We start from the raw sequence: 21,979 nt of genomic DNA on the forward strand, positions 1-21,979 counted from the left end.
TCTGCACTAAGATACAGCCACAACAACCCGAACCAGGAGCCAGCATGAGTGCCGAATTCAACCCCGCCGACCCGTTTGCCCTGTTCCGCCAGATGATGCAGTCCGCCACGCCGCCGGGTGCCCAGCCCTTTCTGCCGCCGATGAGCGTGGAAGAAGTCGAGCGCAAGATCGCCGAGCTCAAAGTGGTGGAAACCTGGCTCACCATGAACCTCGGCATGTTGTCCATGCAAATCAAGACCCTGGAAATGCAGAAAGCCGCCATCGCCGCGCTGCGCCCGAAAGAGTAAGCCGACCCGCCCGGCCATGATTGGCCGCCCCACCCTGCCATGGTTGGCCGCAGCCGCTGCGGCCAACCATGTTTCATTTGGACAGCGCGCGCCGCACCGGTAAAATGCCCGCCATGAACGCACCCCGCTTTGTCCATCTTCGCCTCCATTCGGAGTTTTCCATTACCGACGGCATTGTCCGCCTGGACGACGCCATCAAGCGCGCCGTCAAGGATGGCATGCCGGCGCTGGGCATGTCCGACCTGATGAACATCTTCGGCATGGTCAAGTTTTACAAGGCCTGCCGTGGCAAGGGCATCAAGCCCATTGTGTCCTGCGACATCTGGCTGGAAAACGGCGAGGACCGCGACAAGCCATTCCGGCTGATGCTCACCGCAAAAAACCGCGAGGGCTACCGCCGCCTGTGCGAGCTGCTGACCCGCGCCTTTACCCATAACCAGTACCGTGGGCGTGCCGAAATCAAGCGCGTCTGGCTGGAAGAAGGCGACAACAGCAACCTGCTGTGCTTGTCCGGCGCACACCTGGGCGACGTGGGTGTGGCGTTTGCCAACGGCAACCCCGACGAGGCGCGCAGCCGTGCCGAATACTGGGCCCAGCTATTCCCCGGCGCGTTTTATCTGGAACTGCAGCGCACTGATAACGCCCAGGTAGAAAACATCCTGCAGTCCACGCTGTGGCTGGCGGGCGAAACCGGCCTGCCGGTGGTGGCGACGCACCCTATCCAGTTCATGGACCCGGACGACTTCAAGGCGCACGAAGCACGGGTGTGCATTGCCGAAGGCTACACGCTGGGCGATAAACGCCGCCCGCGCAGCTTCAGCGAATGCCAGTACTTCCTTAGTACCGAGCAGATGCTGGAACGCTTCGCCGACATCCCCGAAGCGCTGGAAAACACGGTGCAGATTGCCCGCCGCTGCAATATCAACGTGGTGCTGGGCAAAAACTACCTGCCGGACTTCCCCACGCCGGACGGCATGACGCTGAACGACTTTCTGGTATACGAAGCCAAACGCGGGCTGGACATGCGCCTGGGGCAGCTGTACCCGGACCCGGCCATACGCGAAGCACGCCGGCCGGAATACGACGCGCGGCTGAAGTTCGAGTGCGACACCATCATCCAGATGGGCTTCCCCGGCTACTTCCTGATCGTGGCCGACTTTATCCAGTGGGGTAAAGCCAACGGCTGCCCGGTGGGCCCGGGCCGGGGTTCCGGTGCCGGCTCGCTGGTGGCGTACAGCCTCAGCATTACCGACCTGGACCCGCTGAAGTACGCCCTGCTGTTCGAGCGCTTCCTGAACCCGGAACGGGTATCGATGCCCGACTTCGACGTGGACTTCTGCCAGGAAAACCGCTGGCGCGTCATCGAATACACCCGCCGCAAATACGGCGAAGAAGCCGTGAGCCAGATCGCCACCTTCGGCACCATGTCGTCCAAATCGGTGATCCGTGACGTTGGCCGCGTGCTCGACCTGCCTTTCGGCCTGTGCGACAAGCTGTCCAAGCTGATTCCGCTGGAGGCCAACAAGCCGCTGAGCCTGGAAAAAGCCATGGCCGCCGAGGCGCAGATTGGTGAAACCATCGAAAGCGAAGGCGCCGGCGAGCTGATCGAGCTGGCCATGAAGCTGGAAGACCTCACGCGCGGCATCGGCATGCACGCCGGCGGCGTGCTGATTGCCCCCGGCAAGCTCACCGACTTCTGCCCGCTGTACATCGCCAGTGGCGACGGTGCCGCACCGGTGTCGATGTACGACAAGGACGACGTAGAACAGATCGGCCTGGTGAAGTTCGACTTTCTGGGCCTGCGCAACCTCACCATCATCGAGCTGGCGCAAAAGTACATCAAGGACCTGAGCGGCGAAGACGTGGACGTGGCCAAGCTGCCGCTGGACGATGCGCTGGCGTACAAGGTGTTTGCCAACGCCAACACCACCGGCGTGTTCCAGTTTGAATCCACCGGCATGAAGAAGATGCTGGTAGAAGCCAAGCCCAGCAAGTTCGAAGAGATTATCGCCTTCGTGGCGCTATACCGCCCCGGCCCGATGGACCTGATCCCCGACTTTATCCAGCGTATGCACGGTGCCAAATTCGAGTACCTGCACCCGCTGCTGGAGCCGGTACTGGCGCCCACCTACGGCATTATGGTGTACCAGGAGCAGGTGATGCAGGCGGCGCAGGTGTGCGGCGGCTACAGCCTGGGCGGCGCCGACTTGCTGCGTCGCGCCATGGGTAAGAAAAAAGTCGAGGAGATGGTGGCGCAGCGCGCCATGTTCGTAGAAGGCGCGGCCAAACAGGGCATCGAAAAAGCCAAGGCTGACGAAATCTTCGACTACATGGAAAAATTCGCCGGCTACGGTTTCAACAAATCGCACGCCGCCGCCTACGCCCTGGTGGCCTACCATACCGCCTGGCTCAAAGCGCACCACGCGGCCGCCTACATGGCCGCCACCATGTCCACCGAACTGGACAACACCGATCAGCTGAAGGTGTTCTACGACGACGCCACCGACAACAAGAACGGCCTGCGCTTTTTGCCACCAGACGTGAACCACAGCTTCTACCGCTTTGTGCCGGTAGACCGTAAACACATCCGCTACGCGCTGGGTGCCATCAAGGGCACCGGCGAGTCGGCAGTGGAGCACATCGTGCAAGTGCGCGAGTCGGGTGGCCCGTTTACCAGCCTGTTCGACTTCTGCCACCGCACCGACAAGAAAATCGTCAACAAACGCGTGATCGAGGCGCTGATCCGCGCCGGCGCCTTCGACAGCATCGAGCCCAGCCGCGCCCTGCTGTTCAGCAATGTGGCCCTGGCGATGACCGCCGCCGAGCAGCAAGCGGCCAACGCCAACCAGGGCGGCCTGTTTGACATGTTCGACGACGACAGTGCCCCCAGTGTGGACATGGTGGCGTGCAAGCCTTGGCCGGCTGCCATCCAGCTGGCCGAAGAAAAAATCGCCATCGGTTTCTACCTGTCCGGCCACCCGTTCTCGGCCTACGAGAAAGAAGTGCGCGGCTTTATCCGCACCCCGCTGGCCAAGCTGGCACCACGGCGCGAGCCGCAGCTGCTGGCCGGCTTTGTCACCGGCATCCGCACCAAGGTGGGCAACCGCGGCAAGATGGCCTTCATCCAGCTGGACGATGGCACGGCCAAGGTAGAAGTAAGCCTGTTTGCCGAGGCGGTAGACGCCAACCGCACCAAGCTGAAGGACGATGTGGTACTAGTGGTGGAAGGCAAGGTCAGCGAAGACCGTTTCAGCGGCGGCATGCGCATCATCGCCGAAAACCTGTACGAGCTGGGCGAGGCGCGCAGCCGCTACGCGCGCAGCCTGTCGGTACAGATGCACCCGCGCCACGACGTGGCCACGCTGCGCAACATCATCACCCCCTACCGCAGCGAAGACAGCGGCTGCCCACTACGCATTACCTACCATACCGGCAAAGCCAAGGGTGACCTGATGCTCCCACCGCAGTGGGGCGTACGCCTGGACGACGCGCTGCTGATGACGCTGGAAGACTGGCTGGGCGACAACAGCGTGAAGATACTGTGGTAACCCACAGCGGCCCTGCGGGGCCGCTCAGGCTGCTGACAAAGTACCGACCAAGGTTTGACCGGGCCCGGCAAAGCCGGGCCGCTCCACATAAGCCTTTGCATCCGCAGCTTTCCTGTTTACAAGACAAAGCCTGTTTGCGTTGCAAACAGGCTTTGTCATCAATCCCAGCGCCCCTGCGGGGCCGTTTCTCCTTGACCCGACACGACGCTCATCATGAACCTGCTCTCACCTTACCTGGCCACCCCTGTGCTGCTGGTACTGTCCAATGTCTTCATGACTTTTGCCTGGTACGCCCACCTGAAAGACGCCAGCCACAAGGCATGGTATGTGGCGGCTTTGGCCAGCTGGGGCATTGCCCTGTTCGAATACTTGCTGCAGGTGCCTGCCAACCGCATTGGCTACGGCACGTTTACCTTGTCGCAGCTGAAAATCATCCAGGAAGTCATCAGCCTGTCGGTATTCATCCCCTTCGCCATCTTCTACATGAACCAGCCGTTCAAGTGGGACTACGTTTGGGCAGGGGCATGCCTGGTGGGGGCGGTGTATTTCATGTTTCGCGGCTAGCGTCTGTTGCGACCAAGCCGGCATCTATGCCCTATGCCGCTGTACCAAGCCCCGCTTATACAAAATCGGCCAGTTGCCAAAAGCGACTCTGCTAACATAAAGCACTTCTATACAAACCCCGCCACCCATGAAAACGACATTGTGCCTGCTACTGGCTACGTTGCTGGCCGCCCCGCTGGCTGAAGCCCAAACGCCGCCAGATGCCGACGCCCTGATCCGTCAGCTCAAACCCGCCACCACACGCGGATTGCGTAACCTCAACATCCAGGCAGCACCAGCGGCACCCGCTGCTGCGCCTGCCGTATTGGCATCACCTGCCGCCCCAAGCGTGGCACCCGGCGTAACCGCTGCCACCCCGCAAGCCGCCGCCCCTGCCACGCCTGCCCAGCCAGATAGTGCTGCGCTGCCGGCACCCGCCCCTGTGGCAGCCACCCCTGCGGCCAACCCGGCTGTCGAGGCAGCTCCCGCAGCCCCCAGCGTGTCGCTGGCGATTCAGTTCGAGTACAACTCTGCCAGCGTCAGCCAGGTCAGCTACCAGACATTGCAGCAGCTTTCCCGCGCATTGCAGTCGCCAGAGCTGCTGGATTACCGCTTCCGCATTGAAGGGCATACCGACGCCAAGGGCCAGGCCGCCTACAACCGCAAGTTGTCGCAGTCGCGCGCCGATGAAGTACGCCGTGTCCTGATGACACTGGGGGTGGCGGGCGAGCGCCTGAGCAGTATCGGCCTGGGTGCCAGCCAGCTGGCGCTGCCATCGCAACCGTATGCGGCCGAAAATCGTCGCGTCCGCATCGTCAACCTGGCACCGTAAAACAGGAGCCTGCCATGAAACTCCGCCTTTCCACGCTTACAGCGGTATGTGCACTCGCCATCCCGGCGCTGCCTACCCTCGCCCAAACGCTGCCTGCCAGCCAGGGTAGCCGCCATGCACTCATCATCGGCATCGGGCAATACAGCAACCCGGCGGTCAGCTCGCTGGGCGGTGTGCAGTACGATATGGAAAGCGCCCGTCGCATGGCACAAAGCATGGGCATTCCCCCGGAAAACATGCACTTCGTGCGGGACGGTGCCGCCACCGTGGCGGAAATCACCAGCCAAATCAAGGCGCTGGATCAACGCCTGGTGGCTGGGGATCGCGTGTTTGTTTACTACTCCGGCCACGGTACACGCTGGCACGAGCCGGACGCCGCGGAAGGCGTATGCACCGAAGGCCTGGTGGCCAGCGACGGCCAGGTCTTGAGTAACAAGATGATCAGCCAGCTGCTGTCGCCGATTGCCGCCAAAGCCGACAAAATGATGGTGTTTTACGATGCCTGTTTTTCCGGCGGCGTGGCGGGCAAACCGTTTCTGACGCGCTCGCTGAAACTGGGTGCGGCCAACCTGACGCCCAAGGTTGTCACCAAGGGCAATACCGACGCCTGTTTCCAGCCCAGCAACTTCCGCACCCGTTCGCTCAGCACCGCGTTGCAGCAGCAGGGCAATAGCGCACAAAACGTAGTACACATCGCGGCCAGCCGGCCCGACGAAGTATCGTTCGACAATAGCAAGGAAGGCGGCCTGGCCACCACGGCATGGCGTGACTGCCTGCTGGGCGCGGCACAAGACCTGGATGGCAGCGGCGCCATTACCGTTGATGAAATCACCCGCTGCGCGCAAACCCGGCTAGACCAGAATCTGGCCAATGCCTCGGGCATACTTGGCCAGCACATGACGCTGGGCGGCAACAGCCAGTTTGTGCCCGCGTGGATCAAGGCCGCCTTTACCACGCCGCTTGCCCCCACACCGGTGGCAAGTAAACCGCTGCCGCCTGCCGCCCTGCTGGCCGAAATCCACGCCCAGCGCGATGGCCGCCGCCAGTTGGTGGTGATGCCGGACAAACCGGCGCTAACCATAGGCAAGGACGCGCTGCAGTTGCACCTTACCCCCGACCGTGACGGTTACCTGTATCTGGCACTGGCGGGTTCCGATGGTGAAAGCCTGTACCTGCTGTACCCCAACCAGCTGGATGGCGACAACCGGGTACAGGCCGGCCAGCGCATCGACCTGCCGCGCGCCAGCTGGCGCATCACGGCTGGCGGGCCGGCCGGCGAAAATACTTTGCTGGTGATACTGAGCGACACGCCGCGTGATCTGGCGCAGCTGAAAGGCGAAGCCGCCGGGCCGTTCGTCCACACCCTGCTGGATGGCGAAGGCCGCTCCGTGCTGCAGCAGGCGCTAGGTAGCGCCAGCGCGCAATGCCAGGCCACAGCTAGCCCGCTACGCAATCTGCAGCTTGGCCGCCAGTGCAATGACAGCTTTGCCTCTGCCCTGCTGACCATCCGCGAGCAACCTTGAAAGACAGCACCATGAAAGCACGACTGATTGCGTTAAGCCTGCTACTGTGCAGCAGCCTGGCACAGGCCCAGCTGGCCACAGAACCGGTAGCAGAAGCCCGCCAGATGACATTTTTTGACTCCCGGCTGTTTGATGGCCAGCTGTACGACGAACTGTCGCGCAAGCCAGCGCAGCTGGAAATCATGGTGCCCGGCACCATGACGCTCACCCAGTTTTCGCCGCGGCTGGACCGCTGGATGAGCATCATCGGCGAAAGTGGCTCGCTGGCCTTGCAAGAAACCGCCGAACCGCCGCGCCTGGCCCAGCGCAGCCTGTTTGCCCTGCTACCCATGGTGTACAACATGGTGGCCGAAGCCAGGGAAGCAATGATGAATGCCCAGGCCCGCCAGTACAACGCCACGATTTTCTACCACAAGGACAACGATGGCCGTGCGGTGATCGACCGCGTTCTGCTGAAGCGCAAACCCTGATGCAGGCTGCTTTCTACCGTAGTTGGCCGCATCGCCTGCTTGGCTTAGCATTGCTGGCAGCATGCAGCACCCCGCTGTGGGCGCAGAGCCGGGCGCCAGGCCAGGGCGGTGCCATGATGGCACTGGGTGAGGCTTTTAACCGCGCGCTGTTGGCCGAGGACTATGACCAGGCCGAGACCATCGCGCGTGAACGCTTGCGCCTGAGCCAGGAAACCGGCCGCCCCCGCGCTATCGGCAATGCCTATCGCAACCTGGGCTCGGTGCTGACGCGCCAGGGCAAGCTGGTGGAGGCCGAGCTGGCAACACGCCAGGCGCTGCCGCTGGTAGAAAAGGCGCATGGCCGTATCTCGCGCCCGGTAGTACACGCCCAGCAAAACCTTATCAGCCTGCTGGTACGGCAAAACCGTTACGGCGAAGCCATGCGGCTGATAGACGATGCGCTTAACCGCATGCAGCAGCTGGCACCGGACCGCGTCGGCATGCTGGACCTGTGGAATGTACAAGCCAAGGTACTGCGCCAGCTGGGCAAGCCGGAGCAGGCGCTAGCCATTCTGGACCGTGCCGCCGCGTACCCGGTTATTGCCGCCCCCATCGACGCCGGAGACAACCGCTCAGGCGAAGCCTGGGTCAGCCGCGCTAGGCGCGAGACCCAATTCCAGCGCGGCCTCTGCCTGCGCGGCCTTGGGCGGCTGGAAGAAGCGCGCCAAGTGCTGTCGCAGACACTGGCGGCCAATCAGGCAGCCCTGCCCATGCGCCCAGGCGATGTCATCGCCAGCCAGGGCGCGCTGGCCGACATCCTGCTGCGCCAGGACAAGCCGCAAGCGGCGTTACCCTTGCTGCAGGACGCCTACCAGCTGGCGGTACAGCACTTCGGCACCACCAACCCCATTGCTGCCAGCGCCGCCAGCGACCTGGCCAGCGCACTGCAAAGTGCCGGGCAGATCGAACGGGCAGAAGCCCTGTTACGGCAAGCCATGCAGCAACACGAACGCCTGGGTAGCCTGGGGCCTTTTATCGCAGACAGCCGCCAGCTGGTATTGCTGCTGATGAATAGCGGCCGCCAGACACAGGCACTGGAAGCGGCCAACAAGGGGCTGAACGCCATCGACAAGCTGTTCGTGCAGACCCGTGGCATGGACGATGGGCTGCGCGAAGGCTTCATCCAGCGGTATGCACCGTTTTACACCCTGACACTGAACTTGCTGGGCAAGCTGCATGCGGCCCAGCCAGACAAAGGCTACGACCGGCAGATGCTGGAAGTCGTCTCCCGCACCCAGAGCCGCCTGTTCAGCGAGCTGATGCGCCAGGCCGATGCCAGCCGGCTGTCGACAGAACCCGGCTACCAGGCGCTGCTGCAGCAACAAGCCAAAGCCCAGGCCCGCGTGCAGGCGCTGCGGCTGCAACTGGCCAATAGCGGCGGCCTGGACGAGGCCGACGACGACGAGGAAACCGGCGCTGCGCCGTCTGCGGCCAACCTGGCCCCAACACGCCGCGAAAGCTGGCAAGCCATGCCGGCCGCGCTAGCCGAGCTGGACAACATCCAGCAGCAGCTCTGGGCACGCTACCCGCGCATCATGGACCTGTCGCAGCCACGCAGCGTGACGGTCGGCCAGCTGCAACAACAAGTACTGCGCGATGGTGAAGCCCTGCTGAGCTACGCGGTACTGCCAGACCGTACCCTGGCCTTTGTTGTCAGCAAAAAACAATTCCGGCTATTCAGCCTGCCACTGGGCCGCGAGGCACTGGGCCAGATGGTCACAGCCATCCGCCAGCCCGAAGAAGCCGGTGGCGACAGCATGGCGGCCTTACGCACGCTGGACCCTGCCCTGCTGCACCAAGCCTACCGCCAGCTGATCCAGCCACTGGAGGGCGCCTTGCCACAGGGTGGCCGTGTACTGGTGGTAGGCGATGGCCCCTTGCACACCTTGCCGCTGGAAATGCTGGTCAGCCGCTGGGACGAGCCCGACCGCCAGGCGTTTGCCGCTGCCCGCGCGCAAGGGCCCTTGCTGGGGGAGTACGGCACCCTGTCTTACCTGCAGGCACGCTACCACTTTGCCTACCTGCCCAGCCTGTCCACCCTGGTATCCAAGCGCCTGTACCAGCCGGCCGCCCCCGCTTACAACACCAGCCTGGTGACCTTTGCCGACCCGCAGTTCGACCTGGGCCAGGCACCGGCCAATGGCTGGCTGGACACCCTGCTATCGCGCAGTTACCGCAAGGTACACCAGCGCATCGAGATTCCGCGCCTGCCCGAGACGGCACAGGAGGCACGCAGCATTGCGGCGCTGCTGGGTGGCAATAACCGCATCTACCTCGAACAGGCTGCGCAGGAACATACCCTCAAGCAGCTGGATCTGAGTGGCACGCGCTACCTGCACTTTGCCACCCACGGCTTGCTGGGGGGCGAGTTTGCCGCCATCAAGACGGCGCTAGATGGTAGCGAGGCCGCCGCTTCGCAGCGCCCACAGCCGGCCTTGCTACTGGCCTTAAGTGGCGACCTGCAAGGAGAAGACGGTCTGCTCACCGTCGCCGAAGTCGCCGAGCAGCTAAAGCTATCGGCGCAGCTGGTAGTGCTGTCGGCATGCAACACGGCAGGCGAGCAACAAGCAGCCAGCAGCGGCGAGGGCTTCGCCGGCCTGGCCCGTGCCTTCATGTATGCGGGCGCGCGCGGCATGCTGGTTAGCCACTGGGCGGTGGAAAGCCAGGCCACGCAAGAGCTGATGGTGGCCACCTTCGACCGGCTACGCCAGGGCGATGACAGCGCACGCGCCATCGAGGCGGCACGGGACACCCTGCGCCGCAGCCAATGGCAGCAGCAAGGTATTGCCCTGAGCCGCGCACACCCGTTTTTCTGGGCACCCTTCGTCTACGTGGGCGACTAATACTCATATTCAGGCATAGCGCTGGCTGGGTACCGCCAAGCAGTCGCGGCACCCGGTAGCTGTTGCGGCCAACCTTGCGCTGGCGCACAGCATGTTGCTGTAACACGGTTAACCCTTGAAACAGGCAGGGTTTATTGCTTAGTCTGATGGCAATACAACTCGAACAAGACTGCCTGCCATGCTCACTGCCTTGCCGGGGCTGCGCCCCACGCTGCTGGATACCCTGCGCCACTACAACCGCCAGCTGTTCCGCCAGGACCTGATGGCCGGGCTCACGGTGGGCATTGTCGCCCTGCCGCTGGCCATGGCGTTTGCCATCGCCAGTGGTGTGCCGCCGCAGGCGGGGATTTTTACCGCGGTGATTGCCGGCTTTCTGGCCTCGGCGCTGGGCGGCACGCGGCTATGCGTTACCGGGCCTACCGGGGCGTTTATCGTCATCATCTACGGCATCGTGCTGAAGTACGGCGTGGCCAACCTGATTATCTGTACCTTCATGGCGGGGGTGATGCTGGTGATCATGGGCTTGCTGCGGCTGGGGCAGGTCATCAAGTTTTTCCCCATGCCGCTGATTACCGGCTTTACCAACGGTATTGCCGTGCTGATTTTCCTCACCCAGCTGAAAGACTTTTTCGGCCTGCCCATCGACAAGATGCCGGCCGGCTTTTTTGCGGTAATGGATTTGCTGCGCGTGACCCTGCCGCAGTTCGACCCGCTGACGCTGGCCATCTCCATGGCGTCGCTGTTGCTGATCCTGTTCTGGCCCAAGCGGCTGGGCAAAACCCTGCCGGGGCCGTTTGTGGCGCTGATCCTGGCCACGCTGACCGTGACACTGTTCGAGCTGCCGCTGGCCACCATAGGCAGCAAATTCGGCGGCATACCGCAGGGGCTGCCGGCGTTTCACGGTCTGAGCTTTGACCCGGAACACCTGTCCGACCTGCTGGCGCCAGCCTTTACCATTGCCCTGCTGGGCGCGATCGAATCGCTGCTGTGCGCGGTGGTGGCCGACAGCCTCACCGGCGACAAGCACGACGCCAACCAGGAGCTGATCGCCCAGGGCGTGGCCAATATGGTAGTGCCGTTCTTTGGCGGCATTCCCGCCACCGGCGCGATAGCGCGCACGGCCACCAATATCAGCAACGGTGGGCAAACGCCGGTATCGGGCATTGTGCACGCGGTCTTGCTGCTGCTGGTGATTCTGGTGGCGGCACCGCTGGCCGCGTACATTCCGCTGGCGGCGCTGGCAGCCATCCTGATCTCGGTGGCCATCAAGATGGGCGACTGGGATATCCGCAAGGCCGCGCAGTTCCCGCGCCAGGACACGGCCGTGCTGGCCATTACCTTTGCCCTGACGGTGATCTTCGACCTGACCATTGCGGTAGAAATCGGCCTGCTGATTGCCGCCGTGTTCTTTATCAAGCGCATGGCCGCCAGTACCAGCGTGCAGCAGCTCAAGCCGGAGCACGCCGTGCTGTACGAACGCCACTCGATTGCCGGCAAACACGTGCCTGCGGGCTGCGTGGCCTACCGGGTAGAAGGGGCGCTGTTTTTTGGTGCGGCCGATACCGTAGAACAGATTGCCCAGGAAGCCCCCGAGGCGCGGGTGATCATCCTGCAGCTGCACCGCCTGGTACTGCTGGACACCAGTGGCCTGCTGGCGCTGTCGGCACTGAACCAGCGCCTGGCGCAGCAAAACCGCACGCTGGTGATCTGCGGCGCGGGTACCGAAGTTACCGCCATGATACGCAGCGCCCACCTGGCCGAAGAAATGGGGCCGCGCAATATCCAGCCCGACCTCACCACCGCCCTGCAGCGGGCGGAAGAAGTGCTGACCAGCGGCGTGGTGTGGGGCTAGCCCGCCACCGGCGATAGCCCGCAAAAAAAGGTTGGCCGCAATCGCACTGCGGCCAACCTTTTTGCTGCCTGGCAGCGTATCAGAAGCTGCTGATATCTTTTTCAGAAGGCTCGAACACCTCGGCGGCGGCGCCGACAATGCGCTCGTCCGGCTTCAGGATGGCCGTGTTCTTGTTGGGGTACGGCAGCGTCCACAAAAAGTGGCGCAGGCAGTTCAGCCGCGCGCGCTTTTTGTCGTCGGACTTGATCACCGTCCACGGTGCATCCGCCGTATCGGTATGGAAGAACATCGCCTTCTTGGCTTCGGTGTAGTCGTCCCACTTGTCCAGCGACTGGATATCGATAGGCGACAGCTTCCAGTGCTTGAGCGGGTCGTCGCGGCGCGAGATAAAGCGGCGCAGCTGCTCTTCGCGGCTTACCGAGAACCAGAACTTGAACAGGCGGATGCCGCTGTTCACCAGCATGCGCTCCAGCTGCGGGGTCTGGCGCATGAATTCCAGGTATTCCTGCGGGGTACAAAAGCCCATCACGCGCTCTACACCGGCGCGGTTGTACCAGCTGCGGTCAAACAGCACCATTTCACCGGCGGTAGGCAGCAGCGGGATATAACGCTGGAAGTACCACTGGCCACGCTCTTGCTCGGTGGGTTTTTCCAGCGCCACCACACGGGCGCCGCGCGGGTTCAGGTGCTCCATGAAACGTTTGATGGTACCGCCCTTGCCTGCTGCGTCGCGGCCTTCAAAAATCACCACAATTTTCTGGCCGGTTTCTTTCACCCAGTTCTGCACCTTCAGCAGCTCTACTTGCAGCTCGGCTTTCTGGCGTTCGTAATCGGCGCGCTTGATGCGGTTTTTGTACGGGTACGCGGCCGGCAGCGGCGCGCTGTTGCTGTCTTCTGCCGTGCCATGCGGTGCGTGCGCTACCTGCATGGCCACCGGTGCGTGGCTGACCGCCTCGATCTCGCGGGCGGCCGCCTCGCGCTGCGCCTGGGCTGACGGTTTGCGCCGGCGGCGGGCCGAGGCTTGCGGTGCTGCTGTGGTGGCGTCTGGCATGTCAGGGGTGGCCGCCATGGCCTTTTCGTTCTCATTCATGGGCTGCTCCTGGGGGGTGGGTAAGCGAATCATGCTACGCCGATGTCCTGTAGTATTTGCCGATTTCGATAAATGCACTTGATATGGCGCAAATCACCTGCCCCAATTACCCACTATCCGCGGGACGGGGGTTATCGGTTACAATCGTGCGATTATCTATTGCTACAAGAAAAGTCGATGTCTGCAGAAAACAATGCCCCGGTGATCAGCAACTTCATCCGCTCGATCATCGATGAAGACTTGGCCACCGGCAAACGTGCCGCCGTGGTGACCCGCTTTCCACCCGAGCCGAACGGCTACGCCCACGTAGGCCACGCCAAGGCGATCTGCATCAACTTCGGCCTGGCCGAAGACTACAACGGCCAGTGCAACCTGCGCATGGACGACACCAACCCGGAAAAAGAATCCGACGAGTTCGTGCAGGCCTTCCGCGAGGACATCAGCTGGCTGGGCTTCCAGTGGAACGGCGAGATCCGTTTTGCTTCCGACTACTTCGACCAGCTGTACGACTTTGCCGTAGAGCTGATCCGCGCCGGCAAGGCTTTTGTCTGCGACCTGACGCCGGACGAAATGCGCGAATACCGCGGTGGCCTGACCGCGCCGGGCAAGAACAGCCCCTACCGTGAACGCAGCGTAGAGGAAAACCTCGACCTGTTCACGCGCATGAAAAACGGCGAGTTTGCCGACGGCAGCAAGACGCTGCGCCTGAAGATCGATATGGCCTCGCCCAATATCAACTTGCGCGACCCGGCCATCTACCGTATCCGTCGCGTGCATCACCACCGTACCGGCGACAAGTGGTGCATCTACCCGATGTACGACTACACGCACTGCATTTCCGACGCCATCGAAGGCATTACCCACAGCCTGTGCTCGCTGGAGTTCGAAGACCACCGCCCGCTGTACGACTGGGTGCTGGACAACATCAGCATCGGCCACCACCCGCAGCAGATCGAATTCTCGCGCCTGGAGCTGCTGTACGCGCTGACCTCCAAACGCAAGCTGCAGCACCTGGTAAACCAGGGCGTGGTAACCGGCTGGGACGACCCGCGCATGCCTACCATCGCCGGCATGCGCCGCCGCGGCTACAGCCCGGCTGGCGTGCGCCTGTTTGCGCAGCGTATTGGCGTGTCCAAGAGTGAAAACATCATCGACATGTCGGTGCTGGAAGGCGCCGTGCGTGAATCGCTGGAAAACGAATCGCCGCGCGTGATTGCGGTGCTGGACCCGATCAAGGTCACCCTCACCAACTACCAGGAAGGTGTTACCGGCAGCCGCAGCGCGCCGTTCCACCCGCACCACCCGGAAATGGGCGAGCGCGAGATCCCGCTGGCACGCGAGATCTACATCGAACGCGAAGACTTTGCCGAAGTGCCACCGCCGAAATGGCAGCGCCTGACGCCGGGCGGCGAAGTACGCCTGCGCTACAGCTACGTGATCAAGTGCGATGAAGTCATCAAAGACGACAGCGGTAACGTTATCGAGCTGAAGTGCTCCATCGACCACGACACGCTGGGCCAGAACCCGGTTGGCCGCAAGGTGAAGGGCGTGATCCACTGGATTGCCGCCAACCACGCCATCGAAGCCGAAGTACGCCTGTACGACCGCCTGTTCACCGAAGCACGCCCGGACGCGGTACGCGGTGAAGACGGCGAGTACGTGGACTTCATGAACTTCGTGAACCCGGCCTCGCTGACCACCATTACCGGCTATGTCGAGCCGGTAGTACTGCAGGCAGCGCCTGAAACCCGCTACCAGTTCGAGCGTATCGGTTATTTCGTGACCGACCGCCGCGAACACCAGGCGGGCGCCAAACCGGTGTTCAACCGCACCGTTGGCCTGAAAGACAACTGGAGCAAATAAATCCAGCCATAACGGCAAGCCCTGCACGCAGGGGCTTGCCGTTTTTTTTTGCCCTGCGCGATACTGCAGGGTCTGCGTCTATAAAACGAAATACGGGGCCCATCCATGAAACTACGCTATCCGGCACTCTGCCTGTCCGTACTTGCCGCCATGTCGGCGACTTCTGGTACTGCACTGGCCAAGCCAGCCAAAGACCAGGTTTACAAGATCACCATCCTGCACACCAACGACCACCACGGCCGCTTCTGGCGCAATAGCGATGGCGAATACGGCATGGCCGCACGCAAGAACGTCATCGAGCAGATCCGCGCCGACGTGCGCAAAAACGGCGGTTACAGCCTGCTGCTGGACGGTGGTGACGTGAATACCGGCGTACCCGAGTCCGATATGCAGGACGCCGAGCCGGACTTCAAAGGCATGAACCTGCTGGGCTACGATGCCATGGCCGTGGGCAACCACGAGTTCGACAAATCGCCGGAAGTACTGGCCAAACAGCGCCAGTGGATCAACTTCCCCATGCTGTCGGCCAACATCTACAAAGACGGCAAGCGCATGTTCGAGCCGTACCGCATCTTCAAGCTGGGCGACGTGCGCGTGGCGGTGATGGGCCTGACCACCGACGACACCAAAAAACTGACCAACCCGGAAAACACCAAGGGTATCGAGTTCCGCACCCCGGCCACCGAAGCGGCCAAGCTGGTACCGCAGCTGCGCAAACAGGCTGACGTGGTGATTGCCACCACCCATATGGGCCACTACGAAAACGGCGACCATGGCGTAAACGCGCCAGGCGACGTGGAAATGGCACGCAAGGTAAAAGGCCTGAACCTGATCGTGGGCGGCCATAGCCAGAACCCGGTGTGCATGAAAGCCGAAAACGTGCGTGACAACGCCTACGTACCAGGCACCGACTGCGCACCGGACCGCCAGAACGGCGCCTGGATCGTACAGGCGCACGAATGGGGCAAATACGTTGGCCGCGCCGATTTCGAGCTGAAGAACGGCGAGTTCAAACTGGTGAAATACCAGCTGATTCCGGTAAACCTGAAAAAAACCGTAAAAGACAGCGCCGGTAAAGAACAGAAGGTGTACTACACCCAGCAGATCGCCGAACACAGCGAAGTGCTGGAATTCCTGCGCCCGTTCCAGAACAAGGGCCAGGAAGCCTTGTCGGTAGAAATCGGCGCCACCGAAGCCAAGCTCAACGGCGACCGCAACCAGGTACGCAGCCAACCCACCAGCATGGGCATCCTGATTGCCAGCGCCATGAAAGAAAAAGCGCAGGCCGACTTTGCCATCATGAACTCGGGTGGCGTGCGTGATTCCATCGCCGCCGGCAAGATCACCTACAAGGACGTGCTGAAGGTACAACCGTTTGGCAACACACTGGTCTACGTGGACCTGTCCGGCAAGGAAGCGCTGGACCTGCTGCGCACTGCGGCCAAGATGAGCCCGGGCTCCGGCGCTTTCCCGCAGTTTGCCGGCGTGAAGCTGGTGATCGAAGGCGGTGACCTGAAACAGGCACAGATCGGTGGCAAGGATATCGACCCGGCCAAAACCTACCGCGTCGCGCTGAACAACTTCACCGCCGCAGGTGGTGACGGCTATCCGAAACTGTCCGCCCACAAGGGCTACGTCAACACCGGCTATGCCGACGCCGACGTGCTGAAAGCCTTCATCAACGCACGCAATGGCGTGATCAAGGCCGGTACGTTTGACCCGGCCGGCGAGATCGTGCGCAAGTAAGCGCCATCACGCCAGGGTTGGCCGCATGCGGCCAACCTTGCAGCTTGCCACACCCCAAGCCCCCGCCTGCCTGCCAGGCCGGGGGCTTGGTCTTGTTAGTGGCCAGGCCGCTGCCATGCAGCGGCCTTGTTGCTTGACGATGCAGAGGCTGTCTACGCCAGCTGCTGGCGCAAGAATGTCACGCTACGCCCCCATGCCAGCTCGGCAGCGGCCTTGTCGTAGCGGGCGGCGTTGGTATCGTTGTTGAACGCGTGATTCACACCTGGGTACAGCTGCAGGGTGTAGCGGTTACCGGCGGCCTTCAGCGCCGCCTCGAACGCCGGAATGCCGGCATTGATGCGCTCGTCCAGCGCGGCGTAGTGCAGCAGCAGCGGTGCCTTGATGCGCGGCACGTCGGCGGCCGCCGGCTGCGCGCCGTAGTACACCACCCCGGCACCCAGCGCCGGCGCGTGTACCGCCAGCTGGCCCACCTGGCCGCCACCCCAGCAGAAGCCCACCGCGCCCACTTTGCCGTTGCCCTGCCCTTGCAGGTAGGCCAGCGCCGCCAGCGATACATCGCGCGACACGGCGGCATCCAGCTTGGCAAACATATCGCGCGCCTTGTCTTCGTCCGCCGGCGTACCGCCCAGGCTAGACAGATAATCCGGCGCCAGCACCACAAAGCCTTCCAGCGCCAGCCGGCGCGCCACGTCGCGGATATGCGGGTTCAAGCCACGGTTTTCATGGATGACGATCACCGCCGGCAGCTGGCGCACATCGGCACCAGCGGGCTGTACACGGTAACCGCTGAGGCTGGCCTCGCCCAGGCGGCCAAACACGGTATCGGCCGCCTGCAAACGGCTATCGCCCGCCGCCACCATCTGGGCCTGGGCATAGTTGTTTTCCAGCAGCGGCAGAATGGCGTAGGCCGCAGCCGTGCCACCGGCCAGCCGCGTCAGGCGCTGGAAAAAATCACGCCGCGACAGCGGGGCGTGGGTGTATTCGTCGTACAGCTGGATGATGTCCTGATTTACAGCGGGCAAAGTCGGCTTCTGGCTCATGCTGGGCTCCATGGCGGGTAGGTACGGGCAAGCGACAAGCCAGCATAGACCATGCCTGCCCGGAAAAAATCCCGGCTTGCCGCAGCAGGCTACTGCCAGGGCCAGCCACGGGGCGACACTAGGCCAGGCGGTACTTGCCCAGGATGTGCAGCAGGCCTTGTCCGTGCTGGTCCAGCAGGCGGCTGCCGCCAGCCAGCTCGCCGGCCGTCTGGTGGCTGGCCTCGGCCAGATTGGCGACGCGCTCGATCTCCACGCTGATCAGTGCCAGGGCTTGCGACTGCTCGGACATGGACTGTGTAATCTCCCCCACCTGCAGCTTGACTTGCGCTGCACTGCCTACAATCTGGCGCACGGCCAAGTTGGCCGCACCAGCACGCGCTACGCCCTGCTCGACCTGCTGCACGGCTGCCTGCATAGCCCGGGTACTACGGTCGGTTTCCTGGCGAATACGGTTGATGGTGTCGGTGATTTGTGCGGTGGTTTGCGCGGTGCGCTCGGCCAGCTTGCGAACTTCGTCGGCCACCACGGCAAAGCCGCGGCCGGTTTCTCCGGCACGGGCCGCCTCGATGGCGGCGTTCAGCGCCAGCAAATTGGTTTGGTCGGCAATATCCTTGATCATGCCGACCGCGTTATTGATTTCCTCGGTACTGCCTTGCAAGCGATGCAGGTCGTTGGCGGTTTGCTGTACTTGCGCAGCCATATCGTTGATGCAGGTAATGGTTTCTTCGATAACCACACTCCCGCGCAGCGCCTCATCCCCTGCCTGCTGCGCTACGCCATCAACACCTTGGGCATGCTCGGCTACCAGACGGATACTGGAAGCCACCTCCTCTACCGTGGCCGCCATGCTTGCACTGGCCTGGCTTGTCACACTGGCTTTCTCGTACAGGCTTTGCGAGGAGGCGCGCAGCTGGCCGGCGGTACCGCCTATGCTCACCCCTACTTGTTGCATGTCACGCAAGTTATCAACCAGCACGTCCAGCAAGCCGTTGAATGAGGTCAGCACCTCCCCGACCTCATCCTGCTGCGCCTGGCTGCTACGCTGGCTCAAATCCAGATTGTCACCGGTGTGCTTTACCGCCTGCTTCATGCGCAACAACGGCTGGGTAATGCTACGGCCCAGCACGAGTGCGCAACTTAGCAAGACAAGCAAACACGCTAGGGCAATGAATGCACTCCATCTGACGGCCTGCTCGATCGCAGCAAACAAGCTGCCATTGTGCTGGTTGATCAATGCCAGCTTGGCAGCCTTCAGGTTGTTGGTAAAACGGGTGAGCTGGTTACCCAGCGGACGCGCAGCTTGCACGATGCGCTGCACTTCGGCGGCATTGCCCAGCTTTTGCTGGGCAAACGCTTGCAACACAGCCGCCTCGTAGCGGGCCATATCGTCTTTGGCTGCAATAACTTGCAGCTGTTCGCTACGCTGGTGGCTCATATCCTGAAAGCGGTCCAGGCCTGCCTGTGCTGCGGCCACTTCCTGGCGAAATCCCTGCTCCAGCATGGCCCAGCGCGAACTGTCGGGCTCACTTAAAAACATCAGCGCGGCACGGCGGGCATCGCCGTAATCTTCTGCCACATCGGTAATCACGTACATTTGCGGTGCATAGACCTCGGCAATCTGCCGGGCATCCTGTCGTATATGCTGCAGCTGCCCTACAGTTACCGCCCCCACGGCCATCACACCCAAGAGTCCAACCAGACCGAACAGAACAAGTTTGTTGCGAATTTTCATTGCCAGAATCCCTAGTTACAGCTGCATCAGGGTGCAGAATGCAAGCAGCTTCGGGAAAGCATCATAGCGGCAATTACCGCTCAAATGAGAATGGCTCTCAAAATCGCAATAGTCCTGCAATAAAATTGACAAAATTTACTGCTAATTTTAATTATTCAAATAATATTAAAATTATAAAAATAAATATCGCCCGCTTTTGATATTTTATTTATGCATATGCTTTAGAATTAGCATATAGTCTCACAGTTATATGCAATACCAATGCAATACCAAAATTCCTCACTTCAGCGACATCCCTGCAACTGTACCCGAGTACCAACCGACACCCCCAAACCGGCAAAGCCGCCTTGCGGCAGCTCCAGCGCCGCGACACCGGCACGCGTGCTGGCATGCACGTCCAGGGTGTCCGGCTGCATGTCAGCTATCTGGAAAATCACGCCTGCCTCGTCAATAAAGCCTATCGACAGCGGCTGCCAGGTATCACGCATCCAGAAGCGCAGGGGCTGGGGCTGCGCAAAGGCAAACCACATGCCGCTACGCACATCGTGCCGCCGCGACAGGCCGCGCATTTGCTGCGCACTGGTTTCTGCCAACGGCACCGCGCTCAGGCTGCGGCCATTGTCAAACACCACCTGGCACTGGCGCATGGCGGGCGCGTCTTCTTGTGCTGCGGCCAAAATGGGCCAGCAGCCCAACAGGAAAAGCAGTGTCTTCATGGGATGTTCTCCGGGGTTCACGGCGCAGGGCGCGCACCGCTGGTTTCCAGCAGCAAAGGCAACAGGATGCGCAAGCTATCGCTGGCCCGCTGCTCCAGCCGGCCGGGCAACAGCTGCGGCAAACGCTGCAAGTTGTCGATGTCGGGGCGGTGCCAGCTACTGCCACCGGGGATATCGGGCAGGGCGGTCTGGGTATAGCCATCCCCCTTGCCCAGCGACCAGTTGGTGGCTTCTACCGCCAGCACGGGAATACCGGCCTTGTCGAAGCTTTCCTGATCGGAACAGCAGCCGGTTCCCGCTGGGTAATCGGGGTGCAGGCCGGGGTTGCTGCGGGCGTCTATGCCCAGCGCTGCGGCCAACGCCAGCGCACGGTCACGCGCGGCACCGGCAGCCGGGTTGGCCGCAAGGGTGCGCTTGCCGGCATTGAAATACAGCACATCACCAGTGAGCAGGCTATCCAGGTTCACCATCAGCATAATCTGGCTGCGCTCGGTAGCGGACAACTGCTCCAGATACGCCTGCGAGCCTTTCAGGCCCAGCTCTTTGGCACCAAAGGCCACAAATTTCAACGTGTGCTGTACCGGTGCATCGGCCAGCTCGCGCGCTAGCGCCAGCATCACGCCGACGCCGGAGGCGTTATCGTCCAGCCCTTGCAGCTGCTCGCCGCCAAACACGCCCTCGTGTACTTCGTGCAGGGTGGTTGCGGTATCAAAGTGGGCGCCTATCACGATAACCTTGCCGCTAACGCCCGGCTTGGTGGCCACCACATTGCGCGATTGCAGCAGGCGGCGCTGCCGCACATTATTGGCAAACACATAGCTGTATTCGGTATCAAACGCCTGGGTTTGCGTTTGATAGCCCATGCTGGACAGCTGGATATGCAGGTACTCGGCGGCGGCAAACTCGCGCTCGGCCCCGGCCAGCCGGCCGGGGAACTGGCTGGCGATGTAGCGCATTTCACGCGCGGCGCGCTCTGCGGCCTGGCTGGTGTCCGCTGCCATACACGGCGACCAGCACGACAGCACGCCCAGTACGGCCAGAATCTTGTGCAGCGTCATATTTATCCAGATTAAACATCATGCCGCGATGATAGCCGGTGTTCACAGGCAGACCAACACGTTGCCTCACCGTCGCGGGCAAGGTACCAAAAAGCCGCCAGCCCGGGCCAGCGGCTACTTGCGGCGGGTAGCCGATACCTAGCCCGCCTGCAGCAGGCGCTCGATGCGGCGATCCGGCACCAGCCACATCAAGGCCACGGCGGCATAAATACCCCAGGCCAGCGCCGGCAGCTGCATGGCCACCACAATGCCCAGCACGTACAACAGCAGCGACAGCTTGCCTTTGAGGTCGCGCCCCAGCGCCTGCGCCAGCAAAGCGTTTTCCGGCGAGCGTTGCAGCGCGCACTGCAATAGCCAGTAGGCCAAGGCCGACATCAGCAATACCAGGCCGTACAGCGCGGTGGGCAATGGGGCAAAGTGGTTCTCGCCCATCCAGCCACTGGTAAACGGCACCAGCGACAACCAGAACAGCAGGTGCAGATTGGCCCATAGCACTACGCCGCTGACGTGGCGCGACGCGTGCAGCAGGTGGTGGTGGTTATTCCAGTAAATACCGACATACACAAAGCTCAGGATATAGCTGACAAAAACCGGCCACAGCTTTTGCAACACTGCCCAGTCGGCCCCGTGCGGCACTTTCAGCTCCAGCACCATGATGGTGATGATGATAGCCAACACCCCGTCGCTAAACGCTTCCAGCCTGCCTTTTCCCATCATGATGCTGCCCTTTTTACCGTAGGTGAGCACCCAGTATAAAAGTTTGCCAAAGCCGGTTTAACGAAAGCAAACGACAACCA

At 62.1% G+C, this 21,979-nt stretch carries 16 protein-coding genes; 10 read left to right on the forward strand and 6 right to left on the reverse strand.

Annotated features, from left to right (window positions below; genetic code table 11):
- Positions 1 to 44: 44 nt before the first annotated feature.
- The 8 genes from LCH97_RS06105 to LCH97_RS06140 all read left to right on the forward strand — a co-directional run bounded on the left by LCH97_RS06105 (position 45) and on the right by LCH97_RS06140 (position 11,937).
- The gene (locus LCH97_RS06105; RefSeq protein ID WP_017508908.1) at positions 45 to 287 is read left to right on the forward strand and encodes a PhaM family polyhydroxyalkanoate granule multifunctional regulatory protein; all 243 of its coding nucleotides are present in this window, start codon (positions 45 to 47) and stop codon (positions 285 to 287) included.
- Between the two features lie 113 nt (positions 288 to 400).
- The gene (gene dnaE, locus LCH97_RS06110; protein ID WP_227304077.1) at positions 401 to 3,835 is read left to right on the forward strand and encodes a DNA polymerase III subunit alpha; all 3,435 of its coding nucleotides are present in this window, start codon (positions 401 to 403) and stop codon (positions 3,833 to 3,835) included.
- A gap of 213 nt (positions 3,836 to 4,048) precedes the next feature.
- Positions 4,049 to 4,399 carry a DMT family protein gene (locus LCH97_RS06115; RefSeq protein ID WP_017508910.1) on the forward strand — a complete coding sequence of 117 codons (351 nt, stop codon included), beginning with the start codon at positions 4,049 to 4,051 and terminating at the stop codon, positions 4,397 to 4,399.
- Between the two features lie 127 nt (positions 4,400 to 4,526).
- On the forward strand, positions 4,527 to 5,210 hold the full coding sequence (locus tag LCH97_RS06120) for an OmpA family protein (RefSeq protein ID WP_227304079.1): 684 nt from the start codon (positions 4,527 to 4,529) through the stop codon (positions 5,208 to 5,210).
- 14 nt (positions 5,211 to 5,224) lie between these two features.
- On the forward strand, positions 5,225 to 6,733 hold the full coding sequence (locus LCH97_RS06125) for a caspase family protein (RefSeq protein ID WP_227304081.1): 1,509 nt from the start codon (positions 5,225 to 5,227) through the stop codon (positions 6,731 to 6,733).
- Between the two features lie 11 nt (positions 6,734 to 6,744).
- Positions 6,745 to 7,203 (forward strand): hypothetical protein, encoded by a 459-nt coding sequence (locus tag LCH97_RS06130; RefSeq protein ID WP_026107946.1) that lies wholly within the window; start codon positions 6,745 to 6,747, stop codon positions 7,201 to 7,203.
- 113 nt (positions 7,204 to 7,316) lie between these two features.
- Complete coding sequence (locus LCH97_RS06135; protein ID WP_255619296.1) at positions 7,317 to 10,085, forward strand: CHAT domain-containing protein; 2,769 nt, start codon at positions 7,317 to 7,319, stop codon at positions 10,083 to 10,085.
- Between the two features lie 178 nt (positions 10,086 to 10,263).
- Complete coding sequence (locus LCH97_RS06140; RefSeq protein ID WP_227304083.1) at positions 10,264 to 11,937, forward strand: SulP family inorganic anion transporter; 1,674 nt, start codon at positions 10,264 to 10,266, stop codon at positions 11,935 to 11,937.
- Between the two features lie 79 nt (positions 11,938 to 12,016).
- Here the strand turns inward: LCH97_RS06140 and ppk2 are convergent, their stop codons facing one another.
- Positions 12,017 to 12,865 (reverse strand): polyphosphate kinase 2, encoded by an 849-nt coding sequence (gene ppk2 / locus LCH97_RS06145; RefSeq protein ID WP_227305276.1) that lies wholly within the window; start codon positions 12,863 to 12,865, stop codon positions 12,017 to 12,019.
- 339 nt (positions 12,866 to 13,204) lie between these two features.
- Here ppk2 and LCH97_RS06150 point away from each other — a divergent pair, with 339 nt between their 5' ends.
- Both LCH97_RS06150 and ushA read left to right on the forward strand, forming a co-directional pair.
- Positions 13,205 to 14,890 carry a glutamine--tRNA ligase/YqeY domain fusion protein gene (locus LCH97_RS06150; protein ID WP_227304085.1) on the forward strand — a complete coding sequence of 562 codons (1,686 nt, stop codon included), beginning with the start codon at positions 13,205 to 13,207 and terminating at the stop codon, positions 14,888 to 14,890.
- 105 nt (positions 14,891 to 14,995) lie between these two features.
- On the forward strand, positions 14,996 to 16,636 hold the full coding sequence (gene ushA, locus LCH97_RS06155; protein WP_227304087.1) for a bifunctional UDP-sugar hydrolase/5'-nucleotidase UshA: 1,641 nt from the start codon (positions 14,996 to 14,998) through the stop codon (positions 16,634 to 16,636).
- 152 nt (positions 16,637 to 16,788) lie between these two features.
- On the opposite strand, the gene LCH97_RS06160 is transcribed toward ushA, so the two are convergent.
- From LCH97_RS06160 to LCH97_RS06180, 5 genes are all read right to left on the reverse strand, one after another.
- Entirely contained in the window at positions 16,789 to 17,676 is an 888-nt protein-coding gene (locus LCH97_RS06160; RefSeq protein WP_227304089.1) for a dienelactone hydrolase family protein, read from the reverse strand.
- Between the two features lie 118 nt (positions 17,677 to 17,794).
- The gene (locus LCH97_RS06165) at positions 17,795 to 19,408 is read right to left on the reverse strand and encodes a methyl-accepting chemotaxis protein (protein WP_227304091.1); all 1,614 of its coding nucleotides are present in this window, start codon (positions 19,406 to 19,408) and stop codon (positions 17,795 to 17,797) included.
- A gap of 284 nt (positions 19,409 to 19,692) precedes the next feature.
- Positions 19,693 to 20,124 carry a DUF192 domain-containing protein gene (locus LCH97_RS06170; RefSeq protein WP_227304093.1) on the reverse strand — a complete coding sequence of 144 codons (432 nt, stop codon included), beginning with the start codon at positions 20,122 to 20,124 and terminating at the stop codon, positions 19,693 to 19,695.
- A gap of 17 nt (positions 20,125 to 20,141) precedes the next feature.
- The gene (locus tag LCH97_RS06175; protein ID WP_227304096.1) at positions 20,142 to 21,182 is read right to left on the reverse strand and encodes an aminopeptidase; all 1,041 of its coding nucleotides are present in this window, start codon (positions 21,180 to 21,182) and stop codon (positions 20,142 to 20,144) included.
- A 138-nt stretch (positions 21,183 to 21,320) separates the two neighbouring features.
- On the reverse strand, positions 21,321 to 21,899 hold the full coding sequence (locus LCH97_RS06180) for a TMEM175 family protein (RefSeq protein WP_227304098.1): 579 nt from the start codon (positions 21,897 to 21,899) through the stop codon (positions 21,321 to 21,323).
- Positions 21,900 to 21,979 lie beyond the last annotated feature (80 nt).

The sequence above is a fragment of the Vogesella sp. XCS3 genome, assembly GCF_020616155.1.
Classification (GTDB): Bacteria; Pseudomonadota; Gammaproteobacteria; order Burkholderiales; family Chromobacteriaceae; genus Vogesella.